Source organism: Arenibaculum sp. (assembly GCF_035998295.1).
GTDB lineage: Bacteria > Pseudomonadota > Alphaproteobacteria > Azospirillales > Azospirillaceae > DASYHS01.
In genome coordinates this window covers 42,988-59,531 of the sequence record NZ_DASYHS010000024.1, presented here as the reverse complement: position 1 = coordinate 59,531, position 16,544 = coordinate 42,988, and the positions used below count along the sequence as shown (strand labels likewise).

Sequence of the window (16,544 nt, the reverse complement as noted above, 5' to 3'; positions counted from 1 at the left end):
CGATCGCTCCCGGGTATCATGGACGGATCGGCAGCGCGGAAAGCAAGGCGGAACCGTACAGGTCGACGCCGAACGCGACGTCATTCCCCTTCCCCGCGCCGCCCTGGCGCCTGAAGGTCGAGCGTCCGCGAGATCCCGACATTGCCGAGGAACGCCTCGTCGTGGCTGACGATCAGGAGGGCGCCGTCATAGGCACGCAGGCCGGCCTCGACCGCCTCGATGGAATCGACGTCCAGATGGTTCGTCGGCTCGTCCAGGATCAGGAGAGGCGGCGGTGCCGACCCGCCGAGCACGCAAGCGAGCCCCGCGCGCAGCACCTGCCCTCCGCTGAGCGTCGAAACGGCCTTTAGAGCCACGTCGGCACGGAACATGAAGCGGGCGAGCGCCGCCCGGCACGCGTTCTCGTCGGCCTCGGGGTTGAGCCGCCGGAAGTTGTCCCGGATCGAGACCGTCGGGTCGAGCAGGCTCACCCGCTGGTCGAGCATCGCATGTCCGACCATGGTCCGGGCCGTGCCCCTCCAGGGCCGGAGCCTGCCCGCGACGACGGCGAGCAGCGTCGTCTTGCCGGACCCGTTGGGGCCGGCGACGGCGAGACGCTCGGGCCCGACCACGGTAAGGGACAGGTCGCGGATGACGGGCATGCCGGGTTCGTATCCGGCGGTCACGCCGTCCAGCTTCAGGACGGTCCTGGTCGGCGCAAGCCCGGTCGACGGGACGTGGACGGTCAGCGGCTGGAGGATTTCGATCCGTTCACGCGCGCCGGCCGCGGCTTCGGCGGCCTGCGCGCGCCGGCGTTCGGCCAGACGGGCGTTCCCGCCGCTCGTGCCCTCGCTCCTGTCCTCGAGCATGCCGATCAGTATCCGGGGCATGTCCCCCTTGGCGGCCTTCTTCCGCCCCGCCCGGTCCCTGCGCGCCTGCCGCTCGGCCGTCGCCTGTGCGCTGCGGGCGGCATCGGCGACGCGCTTCTCGGCATCCGCCAGGTCGTGCCGGGCGGCGGCGAGCTCGATCGCCTTGCGTTCGCGGTAGTGGCTCCAGTTGCCGCCGTAGCGCCGCGCGCCCAGCGAGGTCAGTTCCACGATGGCGTCCATCGTGTCCAGCAGTTCCCGGTCGTGGCTGACGACGACCGCGCCGGCCCGCCAGCCGGCCAGCAGGTCGATCAATGCCCGGCGGCCCTCGCGGTCGAGGTCGTTGCTCGGCTCGTCCAGGAGGAGGAGGTCGGGTTCGCGGAAGACGAGGGCCGCGAGGCCGGCCCGCGTGCGCTGCCCGCCGGACAGCATGGCCAGCCGGGCGTCCTGCCCGGCGTCCAGGCCGACGCGCCCGAGGGCCGCCGCGATGCGCGCCTCCAGGGTCCAATCGGCGGCCGCAAGCTCCTCCGCGGAGGCTTCGCCCGCCTCGGCCCGGCGCAGGACGGCCAGGGCGTCCGAGACGCCGAACAGGTCGGCGACCGTCTCGTCCGGCCCCACCTGCACGGTCTGGCGAAGGACGCCCAGCCTGCCGGTGACGGACACGCTTCCCGTCCCGGGGGCGAGCTCGCCGGCAATCAGCTTGAGAAGGGTCGTTTTCCCGACGCCGTTCCGGCCGACGAGCCCCGCGCGCTCGGCGCCGAACGAGAAGTCGAGGTCCGAGAAAAGCCTATGGCCGTCAGGCGTCGACCATGAAAGGCCGGAAATCGAAATAGAGGCAGGCATGGAGTACGATCCCCCGAGAAGCGAAGCGAAGTGCCGTCGTTTCGGGGGCGTGATCCATTTCTGAAAACATCCTGCCTGGATTGGTGACGGGTCAAAACCTAGTGTGGACGCGACGCCGGTTCAAGTGCGCGGGCCGGCCGCCCGGCCGGCCCGGACCTCAGAACGCGGCGGATCAGAAGCCTTGGTCGACCTTCTCGGCGAACTCCGCGCCCAGGGCGGGGAAGAGCTCCGGCGGCGGGAACTTCTCGAAGCTGTGGACGGCCGGCGTCCGCGCCCAGGGCAGCGCCTCGCTGGTATAGGTTTCGATGAAGGGCCGGAAGGACCGGGCATCGTCCAGCATCGTCGAACGCACGTTGACGTAATCGTCCAAGCCTTCCGGACGCGTGAAGAGCCAGCTCATGCAATGCGGGCAGAAGAAGTGGCGGGTCGGCCCGCGCAGCCCGCCGATGACGGGCTCGCCCTGGGTCACCTTGAAAGAGGCGCTGAGATGAAGCGTGCTCAGGGAGTAGGCGCTTGCGGTCATGCGCTGGCACCCCGTGCAGTGGCAGGCCATCGTCAGAAGCGGCCTGGAGCCGACCTCGAACCTCACCTGGCCGCACCGGCAGCCGCCCGCCTGGCCTGGATGATCTTCCTTCATGTAGTCTCCACCTTCTCTCGTCGGGGTGGAACTCGTCCCAGCCTGACGGGCCGCAAGGCGGGAGACCGCAACGGCCTGCGTCGCCGGACACGCGTCACGCGGGGGCCTGCATCGAGGCCCTGGGGCCGAGGCCGTTGATTGGTGCGGGCGGTCGGGGTCGAACCGACACTCTGTCACCAGAACCGGATTTTGAGTCCGGCGCGTCTGCCAATTCCGCCACGCCCGCGTCGCCGTCCCGCGCGGGCCGGCAGCCCTCATCCCTACCGCATCGCCGGCCCGTCCGCATCCACTTTCTGCATCGGCGCGGCCTGCACGGACACTCGACACGCGCGCGGGCTTGGCCCATGTTCTGGCACTGCCCCACCCGAACCGCCCCAGTCCGAACCGCCCCGTCCGAGAGAGCCGCCATGTCCGACCTCGCCGCCCCCGCGCCGACCGCCGCAGCCACCGCCGCCGAGGCCGCAGCCGACGATGCCCGGGGCATGGGGCCGCTCTACCTCGTCGACGGCTCGGGGTTCATCTTCCGCGCCTTCCACGCCCTGCCCGTCCTGAACCGGCCCGACGGCACGCCGGTGAACGCCGTCCTCGGCTTCACCAACATGATCATGAAGCTGCTGGCCGACCTGGGCGCCGAGGCGGTGGCGGTCGTCTTCGACGCCAAGCGCGCGAACTTCCGCAACGACATCTACCCCGAGTACAAGGCCAACCGCAGCGACCCGCCGGAAGAGCTGCGCCCCCAGTTCGCGATCATCCGCGAGGCGGTCGAGGCGTTCTGCCTGCCCTGCCTGGAGCTGGAGGGCTTCGAGGCCGACGACCTGATCGCGACGTACGCCCGCCTCGCCCGCGAGCAGGGGCGCGAGGTCACGATCGTCTCCTCCGACAAGGACCTGATGCAGCTCGTGCGCGACGGCGTGCGCATGATGGACCCCATCAAGAACAAGGCCATCGGCGCCGAGGAGGTGATGGAGAAGTTCGGGGTGGCCCCGGAGAAGGTCGTCGACGTCCAGGCGCTGGCCGGCGACAGCGTCGACAACGTGCCGGGCGTCCCCGGGATCGGCGTCAAGACCGCGGCCCAGCTGATCGGCGAGTACGGCAGCCTGGAAGCCCTGCTGGAGCGCGCGGGTGAGATCAAGCAGCCCAAGCGCCGCGAGGCCCTGCAGACCTATGCCGAGCAGGCGCGCATCTCCAAGCGCCTCGTCAGGCTGGAGGACCAGGTGCCAGTGCCGGTGCCGGTCGGGGACCTGCGCGTTCGCGAGCCCGACCACGACAAGCTGATCGCCTTCCTGCGCGAGCAGGGCTTCCGCTCGGCCGTGGCGCGCCTGGAGGCGGAACTGCGCAAGGACGGCCGGCTGGTGGACGGCACGGCCGCCGCGCGGAGCGGCGAAGCGGCGCCCGGGGACGCGGTGGCCGGGGACGCGCCCGGCGCTACGGCGGCGCAGGTGGCGGGCCTCGGCGCAGCACCGCGCCCGAACCTGCCCGAGGGACGGGGACGCTGCGTCCTGGTGCAGACGGTGGAGGACCTGGAGCGCTGGATCGAACGGGCGGCCCAGGCCGGCATCGTCGCGGTCGACACCGAGACCGACAGCCTCTCGCCTGGAAGCTGCAAGCTCGTCGGCGTCAGCCTCGCGGTCGAGCCGGGGGAAGCCTGCTACGTCCCGCTCGGCCACGTGGCGCCGGATGCGACGGTGGGCGGCCTCGACCTGTCCGGCGACGCCACGCCGCGCCAGATCGCGCTGCATGAGGCGATCGCGCGGCTGAAGCCGCTGCTGGAGGACCCCTGCGTGCTCAAGGTCGGGCACAACCTGAAGTTCGACATGCAGGTGTTCGGGCAGCACGGCATCCGGCTGGCACCGTTCGACGACACCATGCTGCTCAGCTACGTTCTGGACACCGGCCGCCACGGCCACGGCATGGACGAGCTGGCCCAGATCCATTTCGGCTACACGACGATCAGCTACGACGAGGTGACCGGGACCGGCAAGTCGCGGGTCACCTTCGACCGCGTCCCGCTCGACCGGGCATGCGACTACGCGGCCGAGGACGCGGACGTGACGCTGCGCCTGTGGCACGTGCTGAAGCCGCGCCTCGTGTTCGAGCGCATGACCACCGTCTACGAGGGGATGGACCGGCCGCTGGCGCCGGTGGTGGCCGACATGGAGAGTGCGGGGGTCCTGGTCGACCGCGACGAGCTGGCGCGCCTGTCGCGCGACTTCTCGGGACGGCTCGCCGAGCTGGAGGCGGAGGTCCACCGCCTGTCCGGCGCCACCTTCAACGTCGGCTCGCCCAAGCAGCTCGGCGAGGTGCTGTTCGAGCAGCTCGGCATGCCCGGCGGCAAGAAGGGCAAGACCGGCGCCTATTCGACCGACAGCTCGGTCCTGGAGCAGCTCGTCGACCTGCACCCGATGGTCCAGAAGGTCCTGGACTGGCGCCAGCTGTCCAAGCTCAAGGGCACCTACACCGACGCCCTGCAGGAGCAGGTCGACGGCACGGGGCGCGTCCACACCTCCTTCTCGCTGGCGGCAACGGCGACCGGCCGGCTCAGCTCGACCGACCCGAACCTCCAGAACATCCCGATCCGCACCGAGGAGGGCCGGCGCATCCGCGGGGCCTTCGTCGCTCCCGAGGGCTTCCGCCTGCTCTCGGTGGACTACAGCCAGATCGAGCTGCGCCTGGTCGCGGAGATGGCCGGGATCGCGGCGCTGCAGGACGCGTTCCGCGACGGCATCGACATCCACGCGATGACCGCCAGCCAGGTGTTCGGCGTGCCGCTGGACGCCATGACCTCGGATATCCGGCGCAAGGCCAAGGCGATCAACTTCGGCATCATCTACGGCATCTCCGGCTTCGGGCTCGGCCGCCAGCTCGGCATCCCCGCCGGCGAGGCCAACACCTTCATCAAGCAGTACCTGGAGCGCTTCTCGGAGCTGGCCGACTACATGGACCGCACCAAGCGCTTCTGCCGCGAGCACGGCTACGTGACGACGCTGTTCGGCCGCCGCCTGAACATCCAGGGCATCGCCGAGCGCAACGCCGCCCGGCGCAGCTTCGCCGAGCGCCAGGCGATCAACGCGCCGATCCAGGGCACGGCCGCCGACATCATCAAACGCGCCATGGTCCGCGTGCCCCCGGCCCTGGCCGCGGCCGGGCTGAGCGGCCGCATGCTGCTGCAGGTCCACGACGAGCTGCTGTTCGAGGTACCCGAGGGCGAGGCCCAGGAGACGGCCGAGGTCGTGCGCACCGTGATGGAAGGCGCGGCCCGCCTCTCGGTCCCGCTGGTGGCCGATGCCGGCATCGGCCGGAGCTGGGCCGAGGCGCATTAGGCCGGGACCGACGCCGCGGCGGTCAGCTTCGCGCCACCTCCGCCACGGTGTCGTCCAGGCTCTCGCTGATCTCGCGAGCCACGCCCAGGATTTCCGGGATTATGTCGGCGCTCTTCCTGATCTCCTCGAAGACGTGGCTCTGCGTGACGATGCTGATCGAGGCGATCACCTGGTCGTCCCGGAAGATCGGCGCCGCCAGCCCCGCCCTCTCCGGGGCGACCTCGGAGACCGTCAGGCAGTATCCGGTACGCCGGACCTTCTTGAGCTCTTCCTTGAACTCCTTCCAGGTCCGGACGCGGCCCGACGCGCGGATCTGCTCCTCGTTGTCGAGGTAGAACCGCTTCAACCCGCGCTCCGGCAGGTTGGCCAGGATCACCTTCGACGTGGCGCCCAGGAACAGGGGCATGGCGACGCCGCGCGCATAGGTCGTGGGCGGATGCGGTTCGGGGCCGTTCTCCTGATGGACGCATAGGACGCGGTCCTTGAAGCGGCGGCACAGGATGACGTCGACCCTGGGATCGGACAGGGTGATGAGCTTGCGCATGCCGGGGATCGCATGCTGGATCACGGGATCCGCCGTCCGCAGGAAATAGTCGTACTGGATGATGGCGGGACCGAGCGCATAGCCGGCGCCGGTGACCGGGTCCAGGAAGCCCGCGGCGCACAGCTCCTTGACGTAGCGGTACGCCGTGCTCGTCGACACGTCCAGCGCCCGCCCCATGGCTTCGGCGGTCCATACCCGCCGCTCCCCGAGATACAGCTGCAGAATGGCGATTACCCGGCTGGGTACCGTCATCGATCACCTCCCGATCCGTCCGGATCGTGTAGCCAATTGCACCCGCATTGGCAAGCATCACGAATTCACACCATTTCCAATATGTCGCGCATATGCGCTTTTCGCATTATTTGGGAATTTATGTTGACAGAGCGGCAGGGGGCTGTAGCTTTTCCCCTGCGTCGGACGGAGGGCCATGCCCCGTGGTGGGCGCTCTTGGACGCAGCGAAAACCATCGGGGAATGCGCCATGAAGACTTTCCGCACCGTCGCCGCGCGGCTGAGCCTCGCCACCGCGATCACGGCAGGAGCTTTTGCCGCCACGGCCCAGCCCGCCCAGGCCCAACCCACCAAGACGGAGACCGTCCGGGTCGCCATGCTGGCGCCCAGCGCGCTGCTCTGGCTGCACGCGATCGCCGAGGACCAGGGCTTCTACGCCGAGCGCGGGCTCGAGATCGAGGAACTGCGCGCCGCCAGCAGCCCGGCCCTCCTCCAGGCGGTGGCCTCGGGCAGCGTGGAAGCCGGCGTCTCCCTCGGCGATCTCGTCGTCCGCGCCGTCGATCAGGGCGCGCCGATCGTCATCAGCGGCGCCATCCTGGAGAAGACCATTCTCCGGCTCGTCGGCGGGCCGGGCATCGACAGTGCGGCGGACCTGTCGGGCAAGGTCGTCACCGCGGGCGGCGTCACCGGCGGCACGGCGAACCTGCTGCTCTACCAGCTGCAGAAGGCCGGGGTGAAGGCGGGCGACGTGCAGATGGTGGCGCTGACCAACTCCCGGGACCGCGTGGTCGCGCTCGGCAACGGCCAGGTGTCAGGGGCGCTGCTGATCGCCCCCTTCGACACCATCGCCATGAACGACGGCATGGCGGTGCTCGACGTCTACACCGAGCCCTACGTGCAGACCCCACTGATCCTCAACAAGGACTGGGCCGCCCAAAATCCGGACACGGCCGCGGACCTGACCCAGGCGCTCCAGGAAGCGTCCAACTGGATCTACGAGCCCGCCAACCGGGAGAAGGCCGTCGCGATCCTCGCCGACTATACGGGCGTGGAACCCGACGTGGCGGAAGCCTCGTACCGGTTCATCATCGAGGAACAGCAGGCGATCGGCCGCAACCTGGAAATGCCGGACGCCGCGCTGCAGAACATCGTCGACATCGACGCCGCGCTCACGGGCGAGCCCGCCCCGACGCTGGACGTCTCCAAGTACTACGACCCCGGCTATCTCGCCGGCCGGTGAGGCGAAGCGCGCGGGACGAGGGTCCCGCGCCACGCTTCCCCCCATCACGCCCGCCCATCATGAACGAACAACCCATCCGGGAAATCTGGCGATGACTGGCTCCCGCACGCCGATCCTGCTGCTGACCGGGTTCCTGGGCAGCGGCAAGACGACCTTGCTCAATCAATGGCTCAGGACGCCGAGCCTCGCCGACGCCGCGGTGATCGTCAACGAGTTCGGCGACATCGGCATCGACGGCGACCTCATAGCGGCGAGCGACGAGAGCACGATAGAGCTGACGACCGGATGCCTGTGCTGCACGGTGCGGGGCGACCTCGTCGAAACCCTCCAGGATCTGGTCCTGAGGCAGCGGCGGGGCGACATCCGGACCCTTTCGCGGGTCGTCATCGAAACCACGGGCCTCGCCGACCCGGCGCCCGTCATCCAGGCCCTGATGACCATGCCGGTGGCCCGGGACTACCGGCTGGACTGCATCGTCACGGCCGTCGAGGCGCCCCAGGGCCTCGCCACGCTCGATCGGCACGCCGAAGCCGTCAAGCAGGCCGCGGTCGCCGACGCGATCGTCGTCACCAAGACCGACCTTGCGCCCGGGGGGTTCGCCGACCTCGCCGCCCGCCTGCGCTCCCTGAACCCCGGCGCCTCCCTGCTCGAAGCGGCACCCGGCGCACCGCCTGACCCCGCCGCGCTGGTCCATGGCGGCGTGCATGACGGCGCCGCCGGCGCGCAGGCCGCGCAGGCCTGGCTGCGGGCCGACGCCTTCCCACGGCACGGGCCCGGGGACGGGCCCGGGGACGGGGACGGCCCCGACGCGCACGACCACCATGCCCGCCACGACGCCGCGATCTCCAGCTTCTGCCTGACCTTCGACGAACCGCTGGTCTGGCAGGAAGTGGCGGCGTGGCTGGACGCCCTGGTCATCGCCCACGGCGAGGACATGCTCCGCATCAAGGGCATCCTGGACGTCGAGGGGCGCGGCGAGCCGATCGTGGTCCAGGCGGTCCAGAAACTCTTCCATCCGCCCTTCGCTCTCGACGCATGGCCGCGCGGATGGCGCCGGAGCCGCATCGTCTTCATCACGCGCGGCATTCCGGAACCGTTCGTGCGCGAAGTGTTCGACGTCATCAGGAGCGCGCGCAGCCGCGCGCCCTCCGCATCGCTTGCCATCTGAGGAGCTACAGTCTTGGACACGCTGATCAAGAACGGCACCATCGTCACCGCCGAGGGCCGGTTCCGCGGTTCCATCGGCATCGAGGACGGGCTGATCGCGGCCATCTACGAGCCGGGCGACGAGCCCGCCGGTGCCGGCACGATCATCGACGCGTCGGGGCTGGCCGTCCTGCCGGGCGCCATCGACATGCATTCCCATCATCGCGAAGGCACGCAGCCGGGCTTCGAGTACAAGGACACGATCCACACCTCCACCCTGCAATGCGCGGCGGGCGGCGTGACGACCAGCGTCGCGATGCCCAACGTGACCCCCCCGCCCAACACGCTCGACCTCCTGCGCAAGCAGTTCGCCATCTACGAGCGCGACGCGGTCGTGGACTGGAACTTCAATCCGGCGCCCACGATCCTGGAGGAAGTGCCGGCCCTGGCGCAGCAGGGCATCGCGGCCTTCAAGTTCTTCATGGTCGTCGACACCGGGCGCAACTATCCGCACATGCCGGGGATCGGCGTGCATGACCACGGCAGGATCTTCGCGATCATGCAGGCCTGCGCCAAGGCCAACGTCCCGCTGATGGTGCATCCGCACGACCAGGCGCTGATGGACATCATCGAGCAGGAGTTCTGGGCCCGCGGCGAGCGGGACGCGCTGGCCTACGCCAAGGCCTACGCGGCCCATGACGGGATGATCTGGGAGACCGCCATCGCGACGCTGCTGCGGCTCCAGCAGGCCGCGGGATGCCATCTGCACATCCTCCATACCCAGACCGCGGGCAGCGTCCAGCTCATCCGCGAGGCGAAGGCGCGCGGGCAGAAGGTGACCTGCGAGATCAATCCATGGGCCCTGTTCCTGGGATGCGACTGGTCCGCGATCCAGCGCCTCGGCTCCTACGCGCTGTCCTACTGGGTCCCCGAGAAGAACGTTCCCGGGCTGTGGGAAGGCCTGAACAACGGTACGATCGACATCGTGGCCACCGACCACGCCCCGCATCTCGCGGAGGAGAAGGAGATCGGCTGGACCGACGGCTGGAAGGCCCATACCGGAACCCCGTCCACGCAGTTCTATCTCTCCATGCTGCTGAACGCCGCGTCGGAGGGCCGGATCCCGCTCTCGCGCGTGGTCGAGGCGTGCTCGACCGGACCGGCACGGATCTTCGGCGTCCAGGGGAAGGGGCGCATCGCGCCGGGCTGCCATGCCGACCTGGTCCTGGCCGACCTCGACCGGGAATTCGAAATCCGCAACGAGGACGTCCTCAGCCTGTGCGGGTGGAGCCCCTATGCCGGCCGCAGGCTCAAGGGCCAGGTCATGCGCACGATCGTGCGCGGCAGGACCGTCTACGTGGACGGCAAGGTGGTCGGCGAGCGGGGCTACGGGCGCCAGGCCGTCGCCGCCTATGCCGGTTGATCGGGCCGGCCGGTCGGGAAGGTGAGCGCCATGTGGCAGCGGTTCTACGACTACCTCAATCGCGACACGCGGGGCGCGGGACTGTCCCGCGTCCTCCTGTCCACCGCCTTCATCCTCCTGGTCTGGCAATTGCTGACGGCGACCTTCGTCACCAACCGCATGCTGCTGGTGCCGCCGCTGGACGTCGCCGAGGCCTTCCTCGAGGAGGTGAGGACCGGCGCGATGTGGACCAACGCCGTCGCGACGGTCACGGCGGTGGGCACGTCGTTTCCGGCGGCGGTGGCGATCGGCGTGGCGATCGGCTTGGCGCTGGCCTCGAGCCGCGTCCTCTCCCTGATGGGCGGGCCGCTGCTGTCCGCCCTCAACTCCGTCCCGATCATCGCGCTGGCGCCGCTGTTCGTCGCCTGGCTCGGGCTCGGCTTCTCGTCGAAATTCGTGCTGGTGCTACTGGTCGCGGTCTTTCCCGTGGTCGTCACGACCGAGGCGGGCCTGCGCGCCGCCGACAAGAACCTGATCGAGGCGGCCCGCTCGTTCAACGCCACATCCTGGCAGATCTTCACGACGGTGACCTTCCCCTACGCCCTGCCCTTCATCGTGAGCGGCGTCCGCGTGGCTTGGGCGCGGGCGCTGGTCGGCATCGTGGTGGCCGAATTCTTCGGCTCCTTCGCGGGCTTCGGCTTCGCCGTCATGGCGGCCGGGCAGACCTTCGACACCGCGACGCTGCTCGCCTACGTGATCGTTCTCGGCGCCATGGGCCTCTTCGGCTCCATGGTCTTCCAATCCGTCGAAGAGCGGCTCGCGCCCTGGAGGAAGGAATGACGACCGACTACATCCTGGAGGTCGCGGGCGTAAGCAAGACCTTCAAGCGTGCCGGGCAGGCGGAGCTCGTCGCCCTGCGCGACATCGACATCAAGGTCCCGCGCGGCGCCTTCATCTCGATCGTGGGCGCCAGCGGCAGCGGCAAGTCGACGCTCCTGCGCATCATCGACGGCCTCCTGCCTCCCACCGGCGGCACCGTCTGCGTCAACGGCAAGGTCGTCACCCGCCCCGGCCCGGACCGCGCCGTCGTCTTCCAGAACGACTCGCTGCTGCCCTGGAAGACCGTCATCGAGAACGTCGCCTACGGCCTGACGCTCGCCGGCGTGAAGTGGAAGGAGGCCTCGCGGACCGGACGGCGCTTTATCGAACTCGCGGGATTGGCCGGCTTCGAGAACCACTACCCGCACCAGCTTTCGGGAGGCATGCGCCAGCGCGTGAACGTCGCCCGCGGCCTCGCCGTCGACCCCGACATCCTGCTGCTCGACGAGCCGTTCGCGGCACTCGACGCGCAGACGCGCGAGATCATGCAGACGGAGCTGCTGCGCATCTGGCAGGAAAGCGGCAAGACCGTGCTCCTGATCACCCACCAGATCGACGAGGCGGTCTTCCTGTCGGACGAAGTGATCGTGTTCAGCGCGCGGCCGGGCACCGTCCGCCGGCGGCTGCCCATCCCCCTGCCCCGTCCGCGCGACCTGGACCTGAAGCGCGCTCCGCAATTCGTCGGGCTGGTCGACGAGATCTGGAAGCTGATCGAGCAGGAGGTCCGGGCCTCCGCCCGCACCTAGAGCGTTTCCGGTTCATCCGGAAACGCCAAGGGGCGCGACCGCGCCCCCGCCCCGCCAGGGGCGCAAGCCGAGCCGCGGAGCGGCGCCGGTGCTTGAGGAACACGAAATCCCAGAGCGTTTCCGGTTCATCCGGAAACGCTCTGGCTCCGCACGGGCGGGCGGCGGCCGGTCCCTCCGATCACCCCCCGACGAGGCGCGCGGTCAGCCTGATCTCGGTCGCGGCGAGCGCCTTCGAGATCGGACACCCGGTCTTGGCGGCGTCGGCCTGGCTGCGGAATTCGTCCTCGGCGATGCCCGGCACCTCGGCCTCGCATTCCAGCTCGATGCGGGTCACGGCGAAGCCGTCGGCGACCTTGTCGAGATAGGCCCTGGCCGTGGTCGCGACCCGGGTCGGCGCGTGGCCCGCCTGGGCGAGGCCGTGCGACAGCGCCATCGAGAAGCAGGCCGCATGGGCGGCGGCGAGCAGTTCCTCGGGGTTGGTGCCGCTCCCGTCCTCGAAGCGCGAGACGAAGGAATAGTCCCGGTCGATCGCGCCGCTGCCGGTCCGCACCCGGCCGTTGCCGCCGCGCAGGTCGCCCCGCCATTCCGCCTGTGCCGTTCTTGCTGGCATGCCACCCTCCCGCATCACGATTGCCACGGAACGGCAAACAGCCGGGACGCCCGAGCGTTGCCCTCGCGTTTCGATTGCGGCCTGTGCCAAAGTCGGACTGCGCGGCGGCAATACGAGACCACCGCAACCGTTCGGGATGGGAACGTGGCGGCAATCATTCGATCGATGATCGTGGCGGCGGTCCTCGCCCTCCTGCCGGCGGGCGGCGGCTTCGCCCATCCGGTCGTCCTCGACCACGAGGCGGACAGCTACCCGCTCGGCCGGGCCCTGCAGGTGCTCGACGACCCGGCGGGGAGCCTCGACCTGTCCGAAGTGACCGGCGAGCCCTGGGCCTCGCGCTTCGAGCCGGCCGGCACCGGGGCGCGCAGCCCCGGGCCCGAGGGCGCCGCGGTGTGGGTCAGGCTTGAATTCGACAACGTCACCGGCCCCGCCCGGACCTGGTACCTGGTCTACCGCCAGGCGGTCGTCGACCGCATCTCGGTCTACGTTCCCCGCCCCGGCGGCGGCTGGACCAGCAGCCATGGCGGCCTGCTCTCGGCCGGCAACTCCTCGCGCCTCGACCACCGCTACTGGGTCTTCCCGGTGGTCCTGCCGCCCGGCCCCGAGGTCCCGGTCTACGTGCGGATCGAGAACCGCGACGCCATCGCCCTGCCGCTGGCGCTGCAGTCGGTGGAATCGCTCTACCGGACGGACCGGATCGAGCAGCTCCTGTTCGGGATGCTGTTCGGCATCCTGCTCACGGTCTGCATCTACCTGTTCTTCATCTGGCGGGTGATGCGCGAGAGCAGCCAGGGCTGGCTGATCCTGACCGAGCTGTCGGTCGCCTGGTACATCGGCTCCCAGACCGGCTTCCTGGCCGAGCTGGTATGGCCCGACATCCCGTGGTGGAACGTCTATTCCGGGCAGGTCGCGATCCTGGCCGCGATCGTCTGCGGCATCTCCTTCACCCGGGACTTCCTCAAGGTCGAGGACCATCTGCCCGAACTGGGCTTCGTGCTGCGCCTGATGACCGTTGGCTTCGGCGCGCTGCCGCTGCTGGCGGCGGTGGACGTCGGCGCGATCGCCGCGGTGATGCCCTATGCCTCGGCCCTGGTCGCGACGCTGTTCCTCGCCGCCGCGGTCGGGGCGCTGCGGGCCCGCGTCGACGGCGCGGTGGTCTATCTGGCGGCGCTGCTGGCGCTGATGGCCGGCGCCCTGCTGGGCAGCCTGGTCGAGGCGGGCCTGCTGGAGGCGACGCCGGTCACCACGAACCTGTTCCACATCGGCGCCGGGCTGTCCGCGATCGTGTTCGCGGTCGGCATCGCCGGCCAGTTCAAGAGCCGCCAGGAGGAGAAGGAGCGCGCGCTGCGGCTGTCGAACGAGCGGTTCTCCCTCGCCGCCGACGGGACGAGCGCCGGCCTCTACGACTGGGACCTGACGCGCGGGACGCTGTACTTCTCGCCCCGGATGGCGGAGCTGTTCGGCCCGCCGCCGCGCGCGACCTCCTCGGAACAGCCCTTCTGGTCCGGCCTGCTGCACCCCGGCGACACGGAACGGGTCGCCGCGGAGTTCCGCGCCTTCCTCGCCGGCCAGTCGCGGACGATCGCGCTCGACTACCGGATCATCTGCCCGGACGGGGTGCTGCGCTGGGTGCGCACGACCGGCGCCGCGGTGCGCGACCGGGCCAGCAACGGCGTCGTCCGGCTTGCCGGGTCGACCGGCGACATCACGGAGGCCAAGCGCGCGGAATCGTCCCTGCGCACCTCGGAGAACCTGAAGTCCGCGATCCTCAACTCCTCGCTGGACTGCATCATCTCGTCCGACGCCGAAGGGCGCATCATCGAGTTCAACCCAGCCGCCGAACGGACCTTCGGCTATTCGCGGGGCGAGGTGCTCGGCCGCTCGCTCGCCGACGTCATCATTCCCCGCCACCTGCGCGAACGCCACCGCGAGGGCATGCGCCGCTACCGCTCCAGCGGCGGGCCGCGCCTGATCGGCCGGCGGTTCGAGATCGAGGCGGTGCGGCGCGACGGCACGGTGTTCCCGGTGGAGCTCGCGATCATCGAGGTGACGAGCGCCGGCGACACCGTGTTCTCGGCCTTCGTGCGCGACATCACCGAGCGCCGGCGCGCGGAGGAGGCCTTGCACGAGAGCCAGCGGGAACTGGCCGAGAAGACGCGCTTCCTCGAGACGGTGCTCTCCAGCATCGCCCAGGGCATCAGCGTCGTCGACGCCGACCTCAACCTGCGCCTCGCCAACGACCGTTTCCTGGAGATGTACGGCCTGCCGCGCGAGGTCACCCAGCCCGGGACGCCGGTCGAGACGCTGCTGCGCCGGCGCCTCGACCGGGGGGACTTCCCGGGCAGCGACCGCGAGGCGCTGCTGGCCGAGCAGCTCGCCCAGTACCGGGCGCGCGACGAGATGCGCCGCGAGGAGGTGCGGCCCGACGGGCGGGTGATCGAGCTGTGGCGCCGCCCGATGCGCGGCGGCGGCACGGTGACGCTGTTCAGCGACATCACCGAGCGCAAACGCTCGGAGGAGGCGCTGCGCGCGAGCGAGGCCCGCTTCCGCGGCATCACCGAGGCGCATCCCGTCCCGGTCGTGATCACGACGCTGGACGGCAGCCGCATCCTCTATGCGAGCCCGCGCACGGCGGACCTGCTCGGCGCGCCGCTCCCCGTCCTGCTGCAGTGCCGCGCCGCCGACTTCTACCCGGACCAAGACCAGCGCCACCGCTTCATCGACCGGCTGCGCGCCAACGGCGGCGTCGAGATGATGGAGATCACGCTGCGGCGCTGGGACGGCACGACGTTCCCCGCCGCCGTCTCCGCCCGCATCATCGAGTACGAAGGCTATGCGGCGGCGGTCAGCGGCCTCTACGACCTGACCTTCCGGGAGGAGGCGGAACGCGAGATCGCGCGCCAGCGCGAAGCCCTGCTCCAGTCCGAGAAGCTGGCGGCCCTGGGTTCCCTGCTCGCCGGCGTCGCGCACGAGCTGAACAACCCGCTGTCGGTCGTGGTCGGCCAGTCCGTGCTGATGGAGGACATGGCGCCCGACGAGCGGACCAGGAACCGCGCGACCAAGATCCACAAGGCCGCGGACCGTTGCGCGCGCATCGTCAAGACCTTCCTGGCGCTCGCGCGGCGGCGGCCGCCCGAGCGTACCGACGTGAACTTCAACGACATCGTCGACGCCTCGCTCGAACTGGTGGCCTACGCGCTCCGGGCCGACGGCGTCGAGGTCGCGCTCGACCTGGCGACGGACCTGCCGACCCTGTGGGCCGACGGCGACCAGTTGAACCAGGTCGTCACCAACCTCGTGGTCAACGCGCGCCAGGCGCTGTCGGAACGGCGCTCGGGGCGAAGGCTGCTCGTCGCGACCCGGTACGAGCCGGCGACGTCGACCGCCGTGCTCGAGGTCGCGGACAACGGCCCCGGCGTGCCGGCCGATATCCGCAACCGGATCTTCGAGCCCTTCTTCACCACCAAGCCGGCCGGGATCGGCACCGGGGTCGGGCTCAGCATCTGCCACAACATCGTCGATGCCCATGGCGGCACCATCGCCGTCGCGGACACGCCGGGCGGGGGCGCCACGCTGGTCGTCCGCCTGCCGGTGATCGCGCGCGAGGCGCCGCAGCCCCTGCCCCTCCCGGTGCCGGCGAGCATCCCCACCGGCGCGGCGGCGGCGGCGGCGCTGCGCATCATGATCGTGGACGACGAGCCCGAGATCGCCCTGATGCTGGCCGAGGCGCTGGAGCCGGACGGGCACCGGATCGACATCGCCGAGAACGGCATGGACGCGCTGGAAAGGATCGAGGCCGGCAGCCGCTACGACGTGATCGTCAGCGACCTGCGCATGCCGGAGCTCGACGGACCGAACCTGCACCGCCGGGTCGAGGCGAAATGGCCGGATCTCGCCGGCCGCTTCGTCTTCATCACCGGCGACACGCTCAGCGTGTCGGTCAAGGGCTTCCTCAGCGGGGCGGCGCTCCCGGTCCTGGAGAAGCCGTTCACGGCCACCGACCTGCGGGCGGTGATCGCCCGGGTGCGGGACGGCACGGCGCCGACGCGGCGGGACGAAGTGGCGGGAGGATTGTTGGCATCCGTCGCCGAAACCGACTAGG

At 70.3% G+C, this 16,544-nt stretch carries 11 protein-coding genes and 1 tRNA gene; 7 read left to right on the top strand and 5 right to left on the bottom strand.

What is annotated here, in order from left to right:
- Window positions 1-80: 80 nt before the first annotated feature.
- The 3 genes from VGO20_RS02215 to VGO20_RS02205 form a co-directional block, all read right to left on the bottom strand.
- The gene (locus VGO20_RS02215; RefSeq protein ID WP_327500645.1) at window positions 81-1,688 is read right to left on the bottom strand and encodes an ABC-F family ATP-binding cassette domain-containing protein; all 1,608 of its coding nucleotides are present in this window, start codon (window positions 1,686-1,688) and stop codon (window positions 81-83) included.
- Window positions 1,689-1,860: 172 nt separating this feature from the next.
- Window positions 1,861-2,325: a GFA family protein gene (locus tag VGO20_RS02210; RefSeq protein WP_327500644.1), complete on the bottom strand. Its 465-nt coding sequence runs from the start codon at window positions 2,323-2,325 to the stop codon at window positions 1,861-1,863.
- A gap of 139 nt (window positions 2,326-2,464) precedes the next feature.
- Window positions 2,465-2,551, bottom strand: a tRNA-Leu gene (locus VGO20_RS02205).
- Between the two features lie 181 nt (window positions 2,552-2,732).
- Between VGO20_RS02205 and polA the strand changes: the two genes are divergently transcribed.
- Window positions 2,733-5,645 carry a DNA polymerase I gene (polA, locus tag VGO20_RS02200; RefSeq protein WP_327500643.1) on the top strand — a complete coding sequence of 971 codons (2,913 nt, stop codon included), beginning with the start codon at window positions 2,733-2,735 and terminating at the stop codon, window positions 5,643-5,645.
- A 22-nt stretch (window positions 5,646-5,667) separates the two neighbouring features.
- Here the strand turns inward: polA and VGO20_RS02195 are convergent, their stop codons facing one another.
- Window positions 5,668-6,441: an IclR family transcriptional regulator gene (locus VGO20_RS02195; protein WP_327500642.1), complete on the bottom strand. Its 774-nt coding sequence runs from the start codon at window positions 6,439-6,441 to the stop codon at window positions 5,668-5,670.
- A gap of 228 nt (window positions 6,442-6,669) precedes the next feature.
- Here VGO20_RS02195 and VGO20_RS02190 point away from each other — a divergent pair, with 228 nt between their 5' ends.
- The 5 genes from VGO20_RS02190 (at window position 6,670) to VGO20_RS02170 (ending at window position 11,832) form a co-directional block, all read left to right on the top strand.
- Entirely contained in the window at window positions 6,670-7,659 is a 990-nt protein-coding gene (locus tag VGO20_RS02190; protein WP_327500641.1) for an ABC transporter substrate-binding protein, read from the top strand.
- A gap of 91 nt (window positions 7,660-7,750) precedes the next feature.
- Entirely contained in the window at window positions 7,751-8,827 is a 1,077-nt protein-coding gene (locus VGO20_RS02185; RefSeq protein ID WP_327500640.1) for a CobW family GTP-binding protein, read from the top strand.
- A gap of 12 nt (window positions 8,828-8,839) precedes the next feature.
- On the top strand, window positions 8,840-10,228 hold the full coding sequence (locus VGO20_RS02180) for a dihydroorotase (protein WP_327500639.1): 1,389 nt from the start codon (window positions 8,840-8,842) through the stop codon (window positions 10,226-10,228).
- Between the two features lie 30 nt (window positions 10,229-10,258).
- Entirely contained in the window at window positions 10,259-11,047 is a 789-nt protein-coding gene (locus VGO20_RS02175) for an ABC transporter permease (RefSeq protein ID WP_327500638.1), read from the top strand.
- Window positions 11,044-11,832 carry an ABC transporter ATP-binding protein gene (locus VGO20_RS02170; protein ID WP_327500637.1) on the top strand — a complete coding sequence of 263 codons (789 nt, stop codon included), beginning with the start codon at window positions 11,044-11,046 and terminating at the stop codon, window positions 11,830-11,832. Before VGO20_RS02175 ends, VGO20_RS02170 begins: the two co-directional genes overlap by 4 nt.
- 178 nt (window positions 11,833-12,010) lie before the next feature.
- On the opposite strand, the gene VGO20_RS02165 is transcribed toward VGO20_RS02170, so the two are convergent.
- Entirely contained in the window at window positions 12,011-12,442 is a 432-nt protein-coding gene (locus VGO20_RS02165) for an OsmC family peroxiredoxin (RefSeq protein ID WP_327500636.1), read from the bottom strand.
- A gap of 144 nt (window positions 12,443-12,586) precedes the next feature.
- On the opposite strand from VGO20_RS02165, the gene VGO20_RS02160 reads away from it, so the two are divergent.
- A complete protein-coding gene (locus tag VGO20_RS02160) occupies window positions 12,587-16,543 on the top strand; it encodes a PAS domain S-box protein (protein ID WP_327500635.1) in 3,957 nt (1,318 codons plus the stop codon).
- Window position 16,544: the final 1 nt, after the last annotated feature.